The organism is Salinibacterium xinjiangense (assembly GCF_014645015.1).
GTDB classification, from domain to species: Bacteria; Actinomycetota; Actinomycetes; order Actinomycetales; family Microbacteriaceae; genus Rhodoglobus; species Rhodoglobus xinjiangensis.
This window is the reverse complement of record NZ_BMLC01000004.1, coordinates 177,044-190,966: the sequence shown is the minus strand read 5'-3', so window position 1 is coordinate 190,966 and position 13,923 is coordinate 177,044. Positions and strand designations below refer to the sequence as shown.

The 13,923-nt window shown below is 64.8% G+C and carries 12 protein-coding genes; 7 read left to right on the top strand and 5 right to left on the bottom strand.

The window, feature by feature from the left end:
* Positions 1-69 precede the first annotated feature (69 nt).
* Positions 70-486, top strand: coding sequence for a MarR family winged helix-turn-helix transcriptional regulator (locus IEW81_RS12755; RefSeq protein ID WP_097061669.1), 417 nt, complete (start codon positions 70-72; stop codon positions 484-486).
* On the top strand, positions 483-1,808 hold the full coding sequence (locus tag IEW81_RS12750; RefSeq protein WP_097061668.1) for an MFS transporter: 1,326 nt from the start codon (positions 483-485) through the stop codon (positions 1,806-1,808). Before IEW81_RS12755 ends, IEW81_RS12750 begins: the two co-directional genes overlap by 4 nt.
* Before the next feature lie 14 nt (positions 1,809-1,822).
* Here IEW81_RS12750 and IEW81_RS12745 read toward each other — a convergent pair whose 3' ends face one another.
* The 4 genes from IEW81_RS12745 to IEW81_RS12730 form a co-directional block, all read right to left on the bottom strand.
* Positions 1,823-2,671: a transglutaminase family protein gene (locus IEW81_RS12745; protein ID WP_097061667.1), complete on the bottom strand. Its 849-nt coding sequence runs from the start codon at positions 2,669-2,671 to the stop codon at positions 1,823-1,825.
* The gene (locus tag IEW81_RS12740; protein WP_097061666.1) at positions 2,668-3,597 is read right to left on the bottom strand and encodes an alpha-E domain-containing protein; all 930 of its coding nucleotides are present in this window, start codon (positions 3,595-3,597) and stop codon (positions 2,668-2,670) included. The genes IEW81_RS12745 and IEW81_RS12740 overlap by 4 nt, the downstream gene beginning before the upstream one ends.
* Entirely contained in the window at positions 3,591-5,240 is a 1,650-nt protein-coding gene (locus IEW81_RS12735; protein ID WP_097061665.1) for a circularly permuted type 2 ATP-grasp protein, read from the bottom strand. Before IEW81_RS12735 ends, IEW81_RS12740 begins: the two co-directional genes overlap by 7 nt.
* 144 nt (positions 5,241-5,384) lie before the next feature.
* Positions 5,385-5,825, bottom strand: a complete 441-nt coding sequence (locus tag IEW81_RS12730) for a nitroreductase family deazaflavin-dependent oxidoreductase (RefSeq protein ID WP_097061664.1) — start codon at positions 5,823-5,825, stop codon at positions 5,385-5,387.
* A gap of 95 nt (positions 5,826-5,920) precedes the next feature.
* On the opposite strand from IEW81_RS12730, the gene IEW81_RS12725 reads away from it, so the two are divergent.
* Complete coding sequence (locus IEW81_RS12725; protein WP_097061663.1) at positions 5,921-6,901, top strand: SDR family oxidoreductase; 981 nt, start codon at positions 5,921-5,923, stop codon at positions 6,899-6,901.
* Positions 6,902-6,938: 37 nt separating this feature from the next.
* Here IEW81_RS12725 and IEW81_RS12720 read toward each other — a convergent pair whose 3' ends face one another.
* Positions 6,939-8,183 (bottom strand): cupin domain-containing protein, encoded by a 1,245-nt coding sequence (locus IEW81_RS12720; RefSeq protein WP_097061662.1) that lies wholly within the window; start codon positions 8,181-8,183, stop codon positions 6,939-6,941.
* A gap of 223 nt (positions 8,184-8,406) precedes the next feature.
* Here IEW81_RS12720 and IEW81_RS12715 point away from each other — a divergent pair, with 223 nt between their 5' ends.
* The 4 genes from IEW81_RS12715 (at position 8,407) to IEW81_RS12700 (ending at position 13,868) form a co-directional block, all read left to right on the top strand.
* Positions 8,407-9,168: a DeoR/GlpR family DNA-binding transcription regulator gene (locus IEW81_RS12715; RefSeq protein WP_097061661.1), complete on the top strand. Its 762-nt coding sequence runs from the start codon at positions 8,407-8,409 to the stop codon at positions 9,166-9,168.
* Between the two features lie 94 nt (positions 9,169-9,262).
* Entirely contained in the window at positions 9,263-10,429 is a 1,167-nt protein-coding gene (gene rhaI, locus IEW81_RS12710) for an L-rhamnose isomerase (RefSeq protein WP_097061660.1), read from the top strand.
* Complete coding sequence (locus IEW81_RS12705; RefSeq protein WP_229671399.1) at positions 10,426-12,480, top strand: bifunctional aldolase/short-chain dehydrogenase; 2,055 nt, start codon at positions 10,426-10,428, stop codon at positions 12,478-12,480. The genes rhaI and IEW81_RS12705 overlap by 4 nt, the downstream gene beginning before the upstream one ends.
* Positions 12,480-13,868, top strand: a complete 1,389-nt coding sequence (locus IEW81_RS12700; RefSeq protein ID WP_097061658.1) for a rhamnulokinase — start codon at positions 12,480-12,482, stop codon at positions 13,866-13,868. The genes IEW81_RS12705 and IEW81_RS12700 overlap by 1 nt, the downstream gene beginning before the upstream one ends.
* Positions 13,869-13,923: the final 55 nt, after the last annotated feature.

Here is a 13,923-nt window from a genome sequence, read left to right as displayed (position 1 = left end):
CGGCATCAGCTGCTCGTGACGAAGACAGCAATTTTAGTTAGCATTACTAATTTGCTATGCTAACTAAATATGAATGAAGCGCTGAACGACGATCTCCGCATAGCCCTTATGCGGATCGTGCGGCGCATGCGTTTCGAGCGCGCGGACGACGACATCAGCGACGGCCACCTCTCGGCACTGTTCGTGCTGTGGAAAGAGGGCGCGCAGACACTCGGCTCCCTCAGCGAGCACGAGCGGGTGACCCCGCCATCCATGAATCGCACGGTCAACGCCCTCGTCGAGTCCGGACTGGTCACCCGCACTACCTCCCCGGATGACGGCCGCAAAGTGCTGATCGAGGCGACGGATGCCGGGCTCGAGATCGCACGGGAGACCAAACGGCGCCGGGCAGCCTGGTTTGCCAGGCAACTCGAGGCTCTGCCCCCGGACGAACGGGACGCCCTCGCCGCCGCCGCCCCCATCCTGCGAAAGCTCGCCGACTCATGAGCGCGATGTTTCGAAGCCTGAAGATCTTCAACTATCGGCTGTGGTTTGCGGGAGCACTCGTCTCCAACACCGGCGCATGGATGCAGCGCACAGCCCAGGACTGGATCGTGCTGACCGAGCTCACCGACCGCGACGCCGCGGCCCTCGGCATCACGATGGCCCTACAGTTCGGCCCCATCCTGCTGCTGATGCCGGTTTCCGGGCTCATCGCCGACCGCTTCGACCGCCGCCGCGTGCTCATGTGGACGCAGGCCACCCAGTGCGCCCTCGCCCTCGGTATGGGTGTGCTCGTCATCTCGGGGCAGGCGCAGCTCTGGCACGTCTACGCGTTTGCGCTGCTGCTCGGTATCGCGACCGCCATCGATGCCCCGGTGCGCCAGGCTTTCGTGTCTGAGCTCGTCACGGACGCCGACCTCTCCAATGCCGTTGCCCTCAACTCGACCTCGTTCCAGAGCGCACGCCTGATCGGGCCGGCCGCCGCTGGTGTGCTCATCGCGTGGATTGGGTCCGGCCCCGTGTTCATTGTCAACGGGCTCTCGTTTGCAGGAGTGCTGCTCTCGCTGGCCTTCATCCGGAAGCACCAGCTGGTCGCCACTCCGAGGCTGGAGAAGGCCAGGGGCCAGATCCGGGATGGTCTTCGCTATGTCGTCGGACGCAACGACATTCTCGTGGTGCTCGTCATGGTGTTCCTCGTGGGCACGTTCGGCTTCAACTTCCCCATCTTCATCTCCACGATGTCGACCGTGGAGTTCGGTCTTGGCGCCACCGAATTCGGTGTGCTCTCGTCGATCATGGCGGTCGGTGCGATCGTCGGGTCCCTACTCGCGGCGAGGCGCGAACGGGTGCGTCTCGGGCTCATCGTCATCGCCGCTGCGGCCTTCGGGGCCATCTGCGTGCTCGCCGCCCTGGCGCCGACCTACTGGCTGTTCGCAGCCGCGCTGGTCATCGTCGGTGCGACATCGCTCACCATGATGAGCACGGCGAACGCCTACGTGCAGACCACCACGGCGCCCATGATGCGTGGCAGGGTCATGGCGCTGTACATGGCGATCTTCGCTGGCGGCACCCCCATCGGCGCACCGGTGGTTGGCTGGGTCGCGAACGAGTTCGGCCCCCGCTGGTCGATCGGTATCGGGGCGGCATCCGGCATCCTGGCGGGAGCGATTGCCGGAGTGTGGATGCTGCGATCCCGCCGTCACCGCATCGCCGACGAGATCGCCGCAGAACTGTCGGCCCGCGCGGGCGTCGACCCTGCGCAACATCGGGAACTCGCGACCCAGGAGATCGCGATCGTCGCAGCGACCGCCCGCCGCACGAGCTGAGCCTGTCGGCGACACTAGGCCTCGCGCGTGATCTCGACCTTCACGAAGAGCGACGAGCCGAACGGGCCCGCGTACACGCCGCGCAGCGGGGGCACGTCGTTGTAGTCGCGACCGCGACCCACCAGCACGTGACGGTCGCCGATGTCGATCAGGTTGGTGGGGTCGAATCCCCTCCACTGCCTGCCGCAGAACCACTCGACCCACGCGTGCGATTCACCCGCGATGGTCTCACCGATTGCGGCGGATGACTTCGGGTGGAGGTATCCGGATACGTAGCGTGCCGGAATGCCGACCGCACGCAGCGCCCCGAGGGCGAGGTGCGCGATGTCCTGGCAGACACCTTTGCGCACAGCCCAGGCCTCGGCCGCGGTCGAAGTGACAGCAGTGACGCCCTGCATGTACTCCACTGCGTCGCCGATCGCCATGCTGATCTCGAGCGCGGCGGCGCACGAGTCGGTGTGACGCCCGGCGATCTCCGTGGCCATCGCGACGACCTCAGCCGGCGGCTCGGTGCGACGGGTCTGCTTCAACTGCTCCACAGTCTCGGTCACCCGGCTGGAGGCGAGGGCCAGATCATCCCAGCCCAGCCCGTCGAGCTCGTGAGGCCTTGGGCGCACCTCGACGAGGCTCGTGGCCGTCAGCGACAACTCTTTATGCGGCGTCAGGATCTCGAACGACGACACCCTCGAACCCCAGTAGTCGACGTAGCCGTGGTTGCTCGACATCGGCAGGATCTCGAGGTTCGAGTAGAGCACGAGCTGGCCATCTGAACTGACCGGCAGCATCCTCGCCTCGTTGTAGGAGGCCGTGACATCCCCGCCGTAGTGGAAGCCGGTCATGTGCTTGATGCGAAGGCGGTTCATGAGGTCTTTCCCACCCAGGTCGGTGCGGCGTTCGTCGGGAAGTAGCGCTGCCGGATCGCCTCGGATGCCGCGCTCGTCGCCGCCTGCACGTTATCCATGTGCATGGTCAGGTCTTCGAGAATCTCGACTATGGGCCGGTATTCGAGTTCGCTCCGGATCTGGCCGAGCAGTCGCTGCGAGGGGTCGGAGATTCCGACGCGATCGCTGCGAGGCTCGAGCTCGCGCATACACTCCTGCGCGCGAGTGACCGAATACAGGATGCTGCGGGGAAACAGTCGATCGAGCAGCAGGAACTCGGCGGCATTCTTTGCGCTCGGCACGCCGCGGTAGGTGCGGAGGTATGCCTCGTACGCGCCACAGGAGCGCAGGATCGTCGTCCAGGATGGCCCGCTCGCCTCGGTCAGCGACCGGGTGGCCAGCAGCCTCGCCGTCATGTCGGCACGCTCGATGGAGCGGCCGAGCGTGAAGAACTGCCACGCCTCGTCGCGGCTCGTGCCGGACTCGATGATGCCGACCGCGAGCGCCGATCGCTCACGCACCCAGCCGAAGAACTCGTGCACCTTGTCGCTCGACACGCGCCGCGGCATCCTGGCCCTGGTGGTATTGAGGCATTCCCACAGCTCGGTGGAGACGATCTCCCGGGCTCGCCTGGCGTTCTCGCGGGCCGCTCCGAGTGAGTAGGCGATGGATGCCGGCTCCGAACGGTCGACGGCCAGGATCTCGAGCACGCTCTGCCGGTTGAGCATGCGATCTTTCGGAACCTCGCTGCCCATGACGCTCAGCAGCGAACGGCAGGCGAGGTCTTCCTCGATCCACGGGTCTTCGAGCAGCAGTTGGAGATGCACATCGAGGATGCGCGCGGTGCCGTCGGAGCGCTCGATGTAACGCCCGATCCAGAACAGTGATTCTGCGATGCGGCTCAGCATTCGGAAACCTCCGCTTCTGTGGAAGTTTGCTGCTGTTGCTCCTGCTGGCCGTGGCCGAGCGGTCGCTCATGGGGCGCATGATCCTGCTGGGCCGCCTTCAGCATCTCCGGTGTGATGATCGAGATCGCTTCCGTTGCGGCGGCCTGCCCTGCGACGAGACCCTGGATGCTGTGGCGCGACACCAGCAGCGGATCCTGTCCGACCACCCAGGTGTCTTTCGAGCCGCCACCCTGCGAGCTGTTGACGACGAGTTCGCCCTCGGGTAACGCGACCCGGGTCAGGCCACCGGGCAGCACCCAGATGTCTTTGCCGTCGTTGACCGCGAACGGCCTGAGGTCGGCGTGGCGGGGTCGCATGCCATCGTCGACGAGCGTCGGGATGGTCGACAGCTGCACCACGGGCTGCGCGATCCAGCCCCTGGGGTCTTTCAGCAGGCTCGCTTTCAGCTTCGCCAATTCGTCGGCGGATGCCGCGGGGCCGATGACGAGCCCCTTGCCGCCGGAACCGTCCACCGGTTTCACCACGAGTTCATCGAGCCGGTCGAGCACCTCCTCGAGCTGACCGGGCTCTTCGAGGCGCCACGTCTGCACGTTCTGCAGCAGCGCTTCCTCGCCCAGATAGTATTTCGTCAGCTCGGGCAGGTAGGTGTAGACAAGCTTGTCGTCGGCGACCCCGTTTCCTACAGCGTTGGCGATCGTCACGTTTCCGAGGCGGGCAGCGAGCATCAGGCCGGGGCTGCCGAGCATCGAGTCCGCCCTGAACTGCAGCGGATCGAGGAACTCGTCGTCGACCCGGCGATAGATCACGTCCACCCGGGTGGGACCGGCCGTGGTGCGCATCCACACCCTGCCACCGGAGCAGAACAGATCGCGGCCCTCGACGAGCTCGACGCCCATGAGTCGCGCGAGCAGCGTGTGCTCGAAGTACGCCGAGTTGTAGACACCCGGTGTGAGCACCACGACGGTCGGGTCTTCGACGCCAGCCGGGGCGGACGCCCTGAGCGCACCGAGCAGCTTGTGCGGATAATCGCCCACGGGGCGCACCCTCATGCTGACGAACAGTTCGGGCAGGGTCTGGGCCATGACCCTGCGGTTGGAGATCACGTAGCTGACGCCTGACGGCACCCGCACGTTGTCTTCGAGCACGCGCCACGTGCCCTGTTCGTCGCGGATCAGGTCGATGCCGCTGACCTGGATGCGCACGCCGTTCGCGGGGTCGATGCCGGCGGCCTGGCGGTGGAAGTGGCTCGACGACGTGATGAGCCTGGCGGGGATCACGCCATCCTTCACCGCGTTCTGCTCACCGTAGATGTCGGCCAGGAAGGCTTCGAGCGCTCGCACCCGCTGCTTGATCCCGGCCTCGACGGTCAGCCACTCGGCCTGGTCGATGACGCGGGGCACGGCATCGAGGGGAAACGGTCGTTCCTCACCGGCGAAGTCGAACGTGACGCCCTGGGCGAGGTAGCTCGCCCCGAGGGCTTCGGTGCGACCGCGGAGCTCATCCTGCGTCATCTCGGCGAGCGCCGCATGGATCTCACGATACGAGTCGCGCGCCGTTCCCGGCGTGGAGAACATCTCATCCCACGCGGGCGCACCAGTGCGCTTGATGGACGTTGTGCCGTAACCATCGAACAGGTCAGCCATACGCTGACTCTAGGCCCACAGTGTTGCAGCGGTGTTTCAGCGATGCGACGGCGAACGTCCCAGGTCTTCAGCGCTCAGGATCGTCCATGATCGGGCTTTCCCTCGAGAAGGCCGATACGGTTGGCCCGCGAATGACCGATGTCGTCAGCCGCTGATTGCCTCGAGCACGAAGACCGGGATCTCCCGGTCGGTCTTCTCCTGGTAGTCGGCGTAGTCGGGAAATGCAGCAACGGCACGCTCCCACCAGGCAGCCTTCTCGTCCCCGGTCACCTCGCGTGCGAGGTAGTCGAGCTTCTCCGGTCCGTCCTGCAGCTCCACGTGCGGGTGCGCCACCATATTGAAGTACCACACCGGATGCTTCGGGGCGCCGCCCAGCGAAGCGACGACGGCATACTCGCCGTCGTGCTCGACCCGCATGAGCGCAGTTTTGCGCAGTTTGCCCGACTTTGCGCCCACCGTCGTCAGCACGATGACGGGCATGCCGCGCAGCTCGCCCCCCTCGGCCCCGCCCGTCGCTTCATATAGTTCGGCCTGCTTGCGCGCCCAGTCAGACGTGCTCGGTTCGTATTCTCCTGTGAGTGGCATGAATCCATTGTGCATCGCCCCGGCGGCCTCCGGGCGAGTGAACCAGCACGACAGCTTTGCCCTAATCGGACAGTCGGTAGACGTAGTGTTGGCACATGACAGCTCAGCGGGTGCTCATCATTGGCGGAAACGGCATCATCTCGTGGTGGGTCAGCAGGTTGGCCGTCGAACTCGGATACGACGTGACGCAGGTCACACGAGGCCTCACCTCCGACCGCGCGCCGATTGACGGTGTGACAACATTACGGGGGGATGCCGACGATCCGGCCTCGATTCGTGCCGCCATCGGCGACACTGATTTCGACGTCGTCGCGAACTTCCGCGCATTCAAGCCCGAACAGGTTCAAGCAGACATCGAGCTGTTCGCCGGTCGGACGAGGCAGTACCTGTTCGTCTCATCCGCATCCGCGTACCAGACGCCGATCGCCATGCTCCCGATCGTGGAGTCGACCCCGCTTCACAACCCGTTTTGGGAATACTCCCGCGACAAGATCGCCTGCGAAGACGTGCTTGTCGATGCCTATCGACAGAGCGGCTTCCCCATGACGATCGTGCGGCCCTCGCACACGTACGACGGCGGCAACATGCCTCTCCCGGGCGGCTGGACTGCATTTCAGCGGATGCTCGATGGCAAGCCGATCGTCGTGCATGGGGATGGTACGAGCTGGTGGTCGCTGACCCACTCCCGCGATTTCGCCCGCGCATTCGTCGGCCTGTTCGGCAATTCGCACGCCCTCGGGTCGGCGGTGCACATCACATCAGACGAGCACCTGACCTGGGATGACATCGCCCGGCAGCTCGGAACGGCGATCGGTGTCGAGCCGGTGCTCGCACATGTCGCGAGCGAACGCATCGCACGCGAGCTTCCCGACCTGGGTTCGTGGCTGCTCGGGGACTCGTCACACTCCGTGATCTTCGACAACACACGGATCAAGACCCTCGTACCCGGCTGGACGGCGACGACCCCCTTCTCCACAGGTGCGCGCGACATCGTGGACTGGTACCTGTCGAAGCCATCCCGCCAGGTCGTCGACCCCACCATCGACGCGGCCTGGGACACACTGGCCGCGCTCTGAGCTTCATCGTGACGGGCTCACGCCGCCGATCCGAACGTCAGACATGCAGCCCCAGTTCCGAGTTCTCCGGACCGAAGTGCTTGAGAATCACGAGGTCATCGGTGGGGCTGGAATTGGTAATCCTGACACCAAAGCGTGCTGCAGACTCCGAGACGAAGAATTCATCCTGGCTCAGCTGGCCGAATCGGATCAGCGTTGCCGCAGCGACCTCATGCGCACCGAACGATCCGTGCCCCTGCACGGCGATGATGCCGTAGGCATCCTGATCGGTGATCGTCACCGTCTGGCCCGGCTTCACCGCCAGCTCCTTTGCGCTGAAATGCGGGGAGCGGAACACGACCCATTTCTCGACGTACGCGGTCTCGCCGTCGGCCTTCGACTGTTCGGTGGAATACGGCACCATGAAGCGATTGGCGACGAAATGCGGATCGACATTAAGCTCCCACTCCAGCAGGCCGATGATGAAGTCGAGGTCTCCGTGCTTGTCGGCCGGCACATCCTTCCAGAGCAGCTCCTCCGGTACCTCCCGATTGTTGCTCCACGACTCACACATGCAGAGGACGTCGGATGCTGCCTGCGGTTCGTACGTAGCGACGCTCGCGGGGGCGTGCAACACACCCGACGGGATGTCCCATCCGGTGCCGAGCTGGGTGCGGTAGCCGAACGCCAGGTCAGTGATGTGGTTGTCTCCACCCTGGGAGAATCGCGCCAGTCGCTCTCGCACCTGCTCCCTGCTCACGTTCGGCTGGAACCCGAGGAATGAGATCGGCTGGTCGCCCATGTGGTTGTTCATGTGGGGCGAGTAGTAATAGGCCTCAGGCTTGCCCAGCTTGTCGACGAGCGCGGCCTTCTCATCAGTGTGGTGAACGTGGAAAGGGAGCGCCTGCTGGTTATCGAAGAACTTCGAGTACATGGGCCACTTGTTGTGGCGCTCCCAGAGCCGGTCTCCGATGACGTCGCCTCTGTGGTGGCTGATGAAATCGTCGAAAGGAAGCAGGTTCTTGCCATCAGGGTCGACCACGAGGCTGAGACCCTCGTTCGCACCCGTCAGAGGCCCGTTATCAGCGCGCACCGCTGAGGAGAGCCAGCGTTCATCGATCCCGCCGCGGGTCTGCGCGAACGGAAAATAGTCGTCGGGGTGGAGTCGGATGCGACGGCCGGGAGTGCAGAACGCTCGTGGAACCCAGGCGGGGGCGAGGCGCACGATACCGGCTCCTGCCTCGAGGGAACGATCCATGCCGGATGCGGTCGATGCGATGTTGCGGTAAGCCTCGGATGCCATCGGCTGTGCTCCCCTGCTGAGGCGCTGCCATCGTGGGCGTCGCTGTCTGTTCTCCAACTGGTTCATTGAACCGGTTATGTGAGGAAAGTAGCACCGGCTCTCACGTGTGTCAAACGATGTGGCTGCGACATTTGTCAATGCCGATACTTCGGGCTCACTGAACACCAGTGTGTTATGTTTTCAAAAAACATCACATGAAGCATCATCGTTCAAAGGCGAAAAAATGGCGACCAGCAGCACGGCGGACTCCGAGGATCGACGGGCTCGCCTCCTGGCGACGGTCACCAGCGAGAACGTCATCAGCCTCTCTGTCGCTGCCGACGAGTTCGGTGTGTCGACGATGACGATCCGACGAGACCTGGAGTCACTGGAGGGCGAGGGGCTGTTGCGGCGGGTGCGCGGCGGTGCCATCTCCGTCATCGGACCCCGCCCGTTCAGCGATCGGCGCGCGGTTCGCCTGCACGCCAAAGAGGCCATCGCCGAGAAGGCCCTGTCGCTCGTGCCCCACACCGGATCCATCGCTCTCGATGCCTCCACGACTGTCGCCACGCTTGCGGCGCGCTTCGGCGTGCGATCGGGCCTGACGGTGGCGACGAACTCTTACCAGACCTACGGTGCGATGCGCTCATCACACGGGGTGAACGCGATTCTCATCGGGGGCGAGACGGAGGAGATCACCGACAGCTTCGTCGGGCCGATAGCCGTGCACGCGGCCGAGTCACTGCGATACACCCGGCTGTTCGCGTCGGCGTCGGCCATCGACACCGACTACGGCACATCGGAGGTATCGCTGCGCGAGGCGGAGATGAAGCGCACGTTCTTCAGGATGGCCAAAGAGCTGGTGCTGTGCATCGATTCATCGAAGCTCCACCAGCAATCGACGGCGGCCTGCCTGCAGCTGACCGACGTGACCGTTCTCGTCACGGAGCTCTCTCCGTCTGACTCGCGGCTCGACGAGTTCCGCGATCGTGTCACGCTGCTCTGAATCGAGAATGTTGCATCGTGAAACTTTTGTTGTTACGTTTCACGCGTTAGAACAATGCCGTCGGATCGGCATCCCTTGAGGACAGAGAGGTCTCATGCCCACTTTCAAAGAAATCGCCCCGCGGCTCGCGGAACAGGCGATCGAACTTCCGTCGTGGGCCTTCGGCAACTCCGGTACACGCTTCAAAGTGTTCGGCACCCCCGGAACGCCTCGCACCCCGCAGGAGAAGATCGCGGATGCGGCCCAGGTCAATAAATACACGGCGCTCTCCCCGAGTGTGGCGATCCACATTCCCTGGGACAGGGTCGACGACTACTCAGCGCTGCGTTCATACTCCCAGGACCTCGGAGTCGAGCTCGGAACCGTCAACTCGAACACCTTCCAGGATGACGAATATAAGTACGGATCGCTCACCCACACCGACGCCGCGGTTCGCCAGAAAGCCATCGATCACCACTTCTCGTGCATCGATGTGATGGATGCGACCGGGTCTCGCGACCTGAAGATCTGGCTCGCCGACGGCACGAATTACCCCGGCCAGGGCGATATCCGAGGCCGCCAGGATCGCCTGGCCGACTCGCTCGCGAAGATCTATGCGCGCATCGGTGATGAGCAGCGGCTGGTTCTGGAGTACAAATTCTTCGAGCCCGCTTTTTATCACACCGACATCCCGGACTGGGGCACGTCGTATGCCCAGGTATCGGCCCTCGGCGATCGCGCGCTCGTCTGCCTGGACACGGGCCACCACGCGCCCGGCACGAACATCGAATTCATCGTGATGCAGCTGCTTCGTCTCGGGAAGCTCGGTTCGTTCGACTTCAACTCGCGCTTCTACGCGGACGACGACCTCATCGTGGGTGCCGCCGACCCGTTCCAGCTGTTCCGCATCCTGTTCGAGGTTGTCCGCGGTGGAGGCTACGGCGCGAACAGCGACGTTGCCTTCATGCTCGACCAGTGCCACAACGTCGAAGATAAAATCCCCGGGCAGATCCGTTCCGTGCTGAACGTGCAGGAGATGACGGCTCGTGCCCTGCTGGTCGACTCCGCGGCGCTGTCGGCCGCACAGGACGCCGGTGACGTGCTCGGCGCCAACGGCATCCTCATGGATGCCTTCTATACCGACGTCCGGGCAGACCTCGCGTCGTGGCGTGTGTCGCGCGGGATCGCAAGCGACCCGATGGCGGCCTATGCGGCATCCGGCTACCAGGAGAAGATCGCCGAAGACCGCGTCGGCGGCGTGCAGGCCGGATGGGGTGCGTGAGCGTGACAACCACCGCCGAACAACTCGTCGCCCGCTCCAACCGGCTTGGCTCAGATCCGCGCATCACGAACTACGCCGGTGGCAACACCTCGGCCAAGGGAAGCGAGATCGACCCCGTCACGGGCAAACCCGTCGAGTTGCTCTGGGTGAAGGGCTCGGGAGGCGACCTCGGCACCCTGGCCGCATCCGGTCTCGCGGTGCTGCGCCTCGACCGGATGCGGGCGCTCGTCGACGTCTACCCAGGGCTCGACCGCGAAGACGAGATGGTTGGAGCCCTCGACTACACGCTGCACGGCAAGGGTGGTGCGGCTCCATCCATCGACACGGCCATGCATGGACTGGTGGATGCGGCCCACGTCGACCACCTGCATCCAGACTCGGGCATCGCTTTCGCCACCTCCGCCGACGGCGAAGCTCTCACCGCGAAGGCCTACGGCGACCGCGTTGTCTGGGTGCCGTGGCGTCGCCCCGGCTTCCAGCTCGGGCTCGACATCGCCGCGATCAGGGCAGCGAACCCGAAGGCGATCGGCTGCATTCTCGGTGGACACGGCATCACCGCCTGGGGCGACACGAGTGATGAGGTCGAGACCAACAGCCTATGGATCATCGCGACCGCAGAAGAGTTCATCGCCGCCAACAGCACACCGGAGCCGTTCGGGCCGGCCCTCGACGGCTATGCCGCACTTCCCGCGGAACAACGACTCGAGAAGGCGGCGGCGTTGGCGGCCCACATCCGGGGCATCGCATCGACCGACCGTGCGCAGGTCGGCCACTTCACCGATGCCGCGGTGGTCACCGACTTCCTCGCCGCCGCCGAGCACCAGCGACTGGGCGCGCTCGGCACGAGCTGCCCTGACCACTTCCTGCGCACCAAGGTGAAGCCGCTCGTACTCGATCTTCCGGCCGACGCCACGATCGAGGCATCCATCGCCAGGCTCGACGAGCTTCATGCCGCCTACCGCGAGGACTACACGGCCTATTACGAGAAACACAGGATCGACAGCAGCCCGGCAATGCGCGGCGCAGATCCGGCGATCGTGCTCATCCCGGGCGTCGGCATGTTCAGTTACGGTGCAAATAAGCAGACCGCACGCGTCGCTGGCGAGTTCTATATCAACGCCATCAACGTGATGCGCGGAGCCGAGGGCATCTCGACATACTCCCCGATCTCCGACGCCGAGAAGTTCGCGATCGAATACTGGCTGCTCGAGGACGCGAAGCTGAGGCGGATGCCCCAGCCGAAGCCGCTCGCCGGCAGGATCGCGCTCGTCACCGGGGCAGCATCTGGAATCGGCAAGGCCATCGCGACGCGCCTCGCCGCCGAGGGGGCCTGCGTCGTCATCGCCGACCTCGACCTCCCGAAGGCACAGGAGGCCGCCGCCGAACTCGGCGCTGGGCTTGCCCGGCCCGAGGATGTCGCCATCGGCATAGTCGCAAACGTGACCGACGAAGTCGCGGTGCAGTCTGCCATCGACCAGACGCTGCTCGCCTTCGGGGGCCTCGACCTGGTCGTCAACAATGCGGGGCTGTCGCTGTCGAAAAGCCTGCTCGAGACCACGGTCGCAGACTGGGATCTCCAACACAACGTGATGGCCAGGGGCTCGTTCCTCGTCTCGCGCGCGGCCGCGACGGTGCTGATCGACCAGAAGCTCGGTGGCGACATCATCTACATCTCTTCGAAGAACTCGGTGTTCGCCGGGCCCAACAACATCGCGTACTCGGCGACGAAGGCCGACCAGGCCCACCAGGTGCGATTGCTGGCGGCCGAGCTCGGTGAATATGGCGTGAAGGTCAACGGGATCAATCCGGATGGCGTCGTTCGTGGCTCCGGCATCTTCGCCGGCGGATGGGGAGCCAAGCGGGCGGCCGTCTACGGCGTGGCCGAAGATGACCTCGGAAAGTACTACGCGCAGCGCACCCTGCTCAAGCGCGAGGTGCTCCCTGAGAACGTCGCCAACGCCGTCTTCGTGCTCTGCACGTCAGACCTCAGCCACACGACCGGCCTGCACATCCCCGTCGACGCGGGTGTTGCTGCGGCCTTCCTGCGCTGATGACCAGGGCGGTAGCCGCCGTCGATCTCGGTGCCACGAGCGGTCGAGTCATGCTCGGCCATGTCGGCCCCAACGAACTCAGCGTGCGGCCCGTTGCTCGGTTCCCGAACGGTCCGGTGCAGCTCGATGACGGCCTGCACTGGAACATCGATGGGCTCTACGGTCACGTGCTCGACGGCCTGGCCGCCGCCGCACACGAAGATCCGGAGATCTGCAGCATCGGCGTCGACTCGTGGGCCGTCGACTATGCCCTCATCAGGGGCGGCCGCATGCTCGCAGCCCCGTTCCACTACCGCGACGACCGAACCTTACCGGCTATTGAGCGAGTGCACGCTCTCGTACCGCCCGAAGAGCTCTACGCTGCGAACGGGCTGCAGTTCCTCCCGTTCAACACGCTTTACCAGCTCGCCGCAGAGATTGACCTGAAAGAAGCTGACTCGTTCCTTCTCGTGCCCGACCTCATCAACTTCTGGCTCACCGGCCGCCAGGCGGTCGAACAGACCAACGCCTCGACGACAGGGCTGCTGAATATCACCACCGGTGGCTGGGATGACTCGCTCATCGAACGTCTGGGCCTGCCGAGACGCATCTTCCCCGACCTCGTCGCGCCCGGCACGACGATCGGCGTGCCGCGGCCCGAACTCAGGCTGCCCGGCACGGTGACTGCGGTCGGCTCGCACGACACCGCGTCGGCGGTCGTGGCCGTGCCGGCGACTCAAGAGGATTTCGCCTACATCTCCTGCGGAACCTGGGGACTCGTGGGCGTCGAACTCGATGCTCCCGTGCTCACGGCGGCGTCGCGGTCGGCCAACTTCACCAACGAGAGTGGCGTCGATTCTCGCGTGCGCTACCTGCACAACGTCATGGGGCTCTGGCTGCTGAGCGAGTGTGTGCGTGAATGGCAGGAGCACGATCCGACCCTGCGGCTTCAGGCCCTGCTGGGTGCGGCGGCGGCGCTCACCACCCCCGTCGCGATGTTCGACGCGGACGACCCCGGCTTCCTGGCTCCCGGCGACATGCCCGAGCGGATTGCGCACTGGTGCGTTTCTCGAGGCCTGCAGCCGCCCCAATCCCGCGTGGAGTTCGTGCGTAGCATCATCGAGAGCCTCAGCGTCGCGTTCGTGACGGCGGTGCGTGCGGCCTCGGAGCTCTCGGGCAAGCCGATCAGCGTCATCCATATCGTCGGTGGTGGCTCGCAGAACGAGCTGCTGTGCCAGCTCCTCGCCGATCGCAGCGGTATGCCGGTGCTTGCCGGTCCCGTCGAGGCCACGGCCATCGGCAATGTGCTCGTCCAGGCGCGCGCGCAGGGTCTCGTGACGGGTTCGCTCGAGTCGCTGCGCGCCCTCGTCGCGACCGCGTTCTCACCGAAGCGATATTCACCGCACTGATCGTCTGACAACCTGCTAGATTGTCAGACAATCTGTACGGCACAACCACAATAAA

What these genes read in the sequence shown, in the direction of transcription:
- IEW81_RS12755 (WP_097061669.1), top strand. Translation starts at nt 70, where the DNA reads ATGAATGAAGCGCTGAACGACGATCTCCGCATAGCCCTTATGCGGATC.
- IEW81_RS12750 (WP_097061668.1), top strand. Translation starts at nt 483, where the DNA reads ATGAGCGCGATGTTTCGAAGCCTGAAGATCTTCAACTATCGGCTGTGG.
- IEW81_RS12745 (WP_097061667.1), bottom strand. Translation starts at nt 2,671, where the DNA reads ATGAACCGCCTTCGCATCAAGCACATGACCGGCTTCCACTACGGCGGG.
- IEW81_RS12740 (WP_097061666.1), bottom strand. Translation starts at nt 3,597, where the DNA reads ATGCTGAGCCGCATCGCAGAATCACTGTTCTGGATCGGGCGTTACATC.
- IEW81_RS12735 (WP_097061665.1), bottom strand. Translation starts at nt 5,240, where the DNA reads ATGGCTGACCTGTTCGATGGTTACGGCACAACGTCCATCAAGCGCACT.
- IEW81_RS12730 (WP_097061664.1), bottom strand. Translation starts at nt 5,825, where the DNA reads ATGCCACTCACAGGAGAATACGAACCGAGCACGTCTGACTGGGCGCGC.
- IEW81_RS12725 (WP_097061663.1), top strand. Translation starts at nt 5,921, where the DNA reads ATGACAGCTCAGCGGGTGCTCATCATTGGCGGAAACGGCATCATCTCG.
- IEW81_RS12720 (WP_097061662.1), bottom strand. Translation starts at nt 8,183, where the DNA reads ATGGCATCCGAGGCTTACCGCAACATCGCATCGACCGCATCCGGCATG.
- IEW81_RS12715 (WP_097061661.1), top strand. Translation starts at nt 8,407, where the DNA reads ATGGCGACCAGCAGCACGGCGGACTCCGAGGATCGACGGGCTCGCCTC.
- rhaI (WP_097061660.1), top strand. Translation starts at nt 9,263, where the DNA reads ATGCCCACTTTCAAAGAAATCGCCCCGCGGCTCGCGGAACAGGCGATC.
- IEW81_RS12700 (WP_097061658.1), top strand. Translation starts at nt 12,480, where the DNA reads ATGACCAGGGCGGTAGCCGCCGTCGATCTCGGTGCCACGAGCGGTCGA.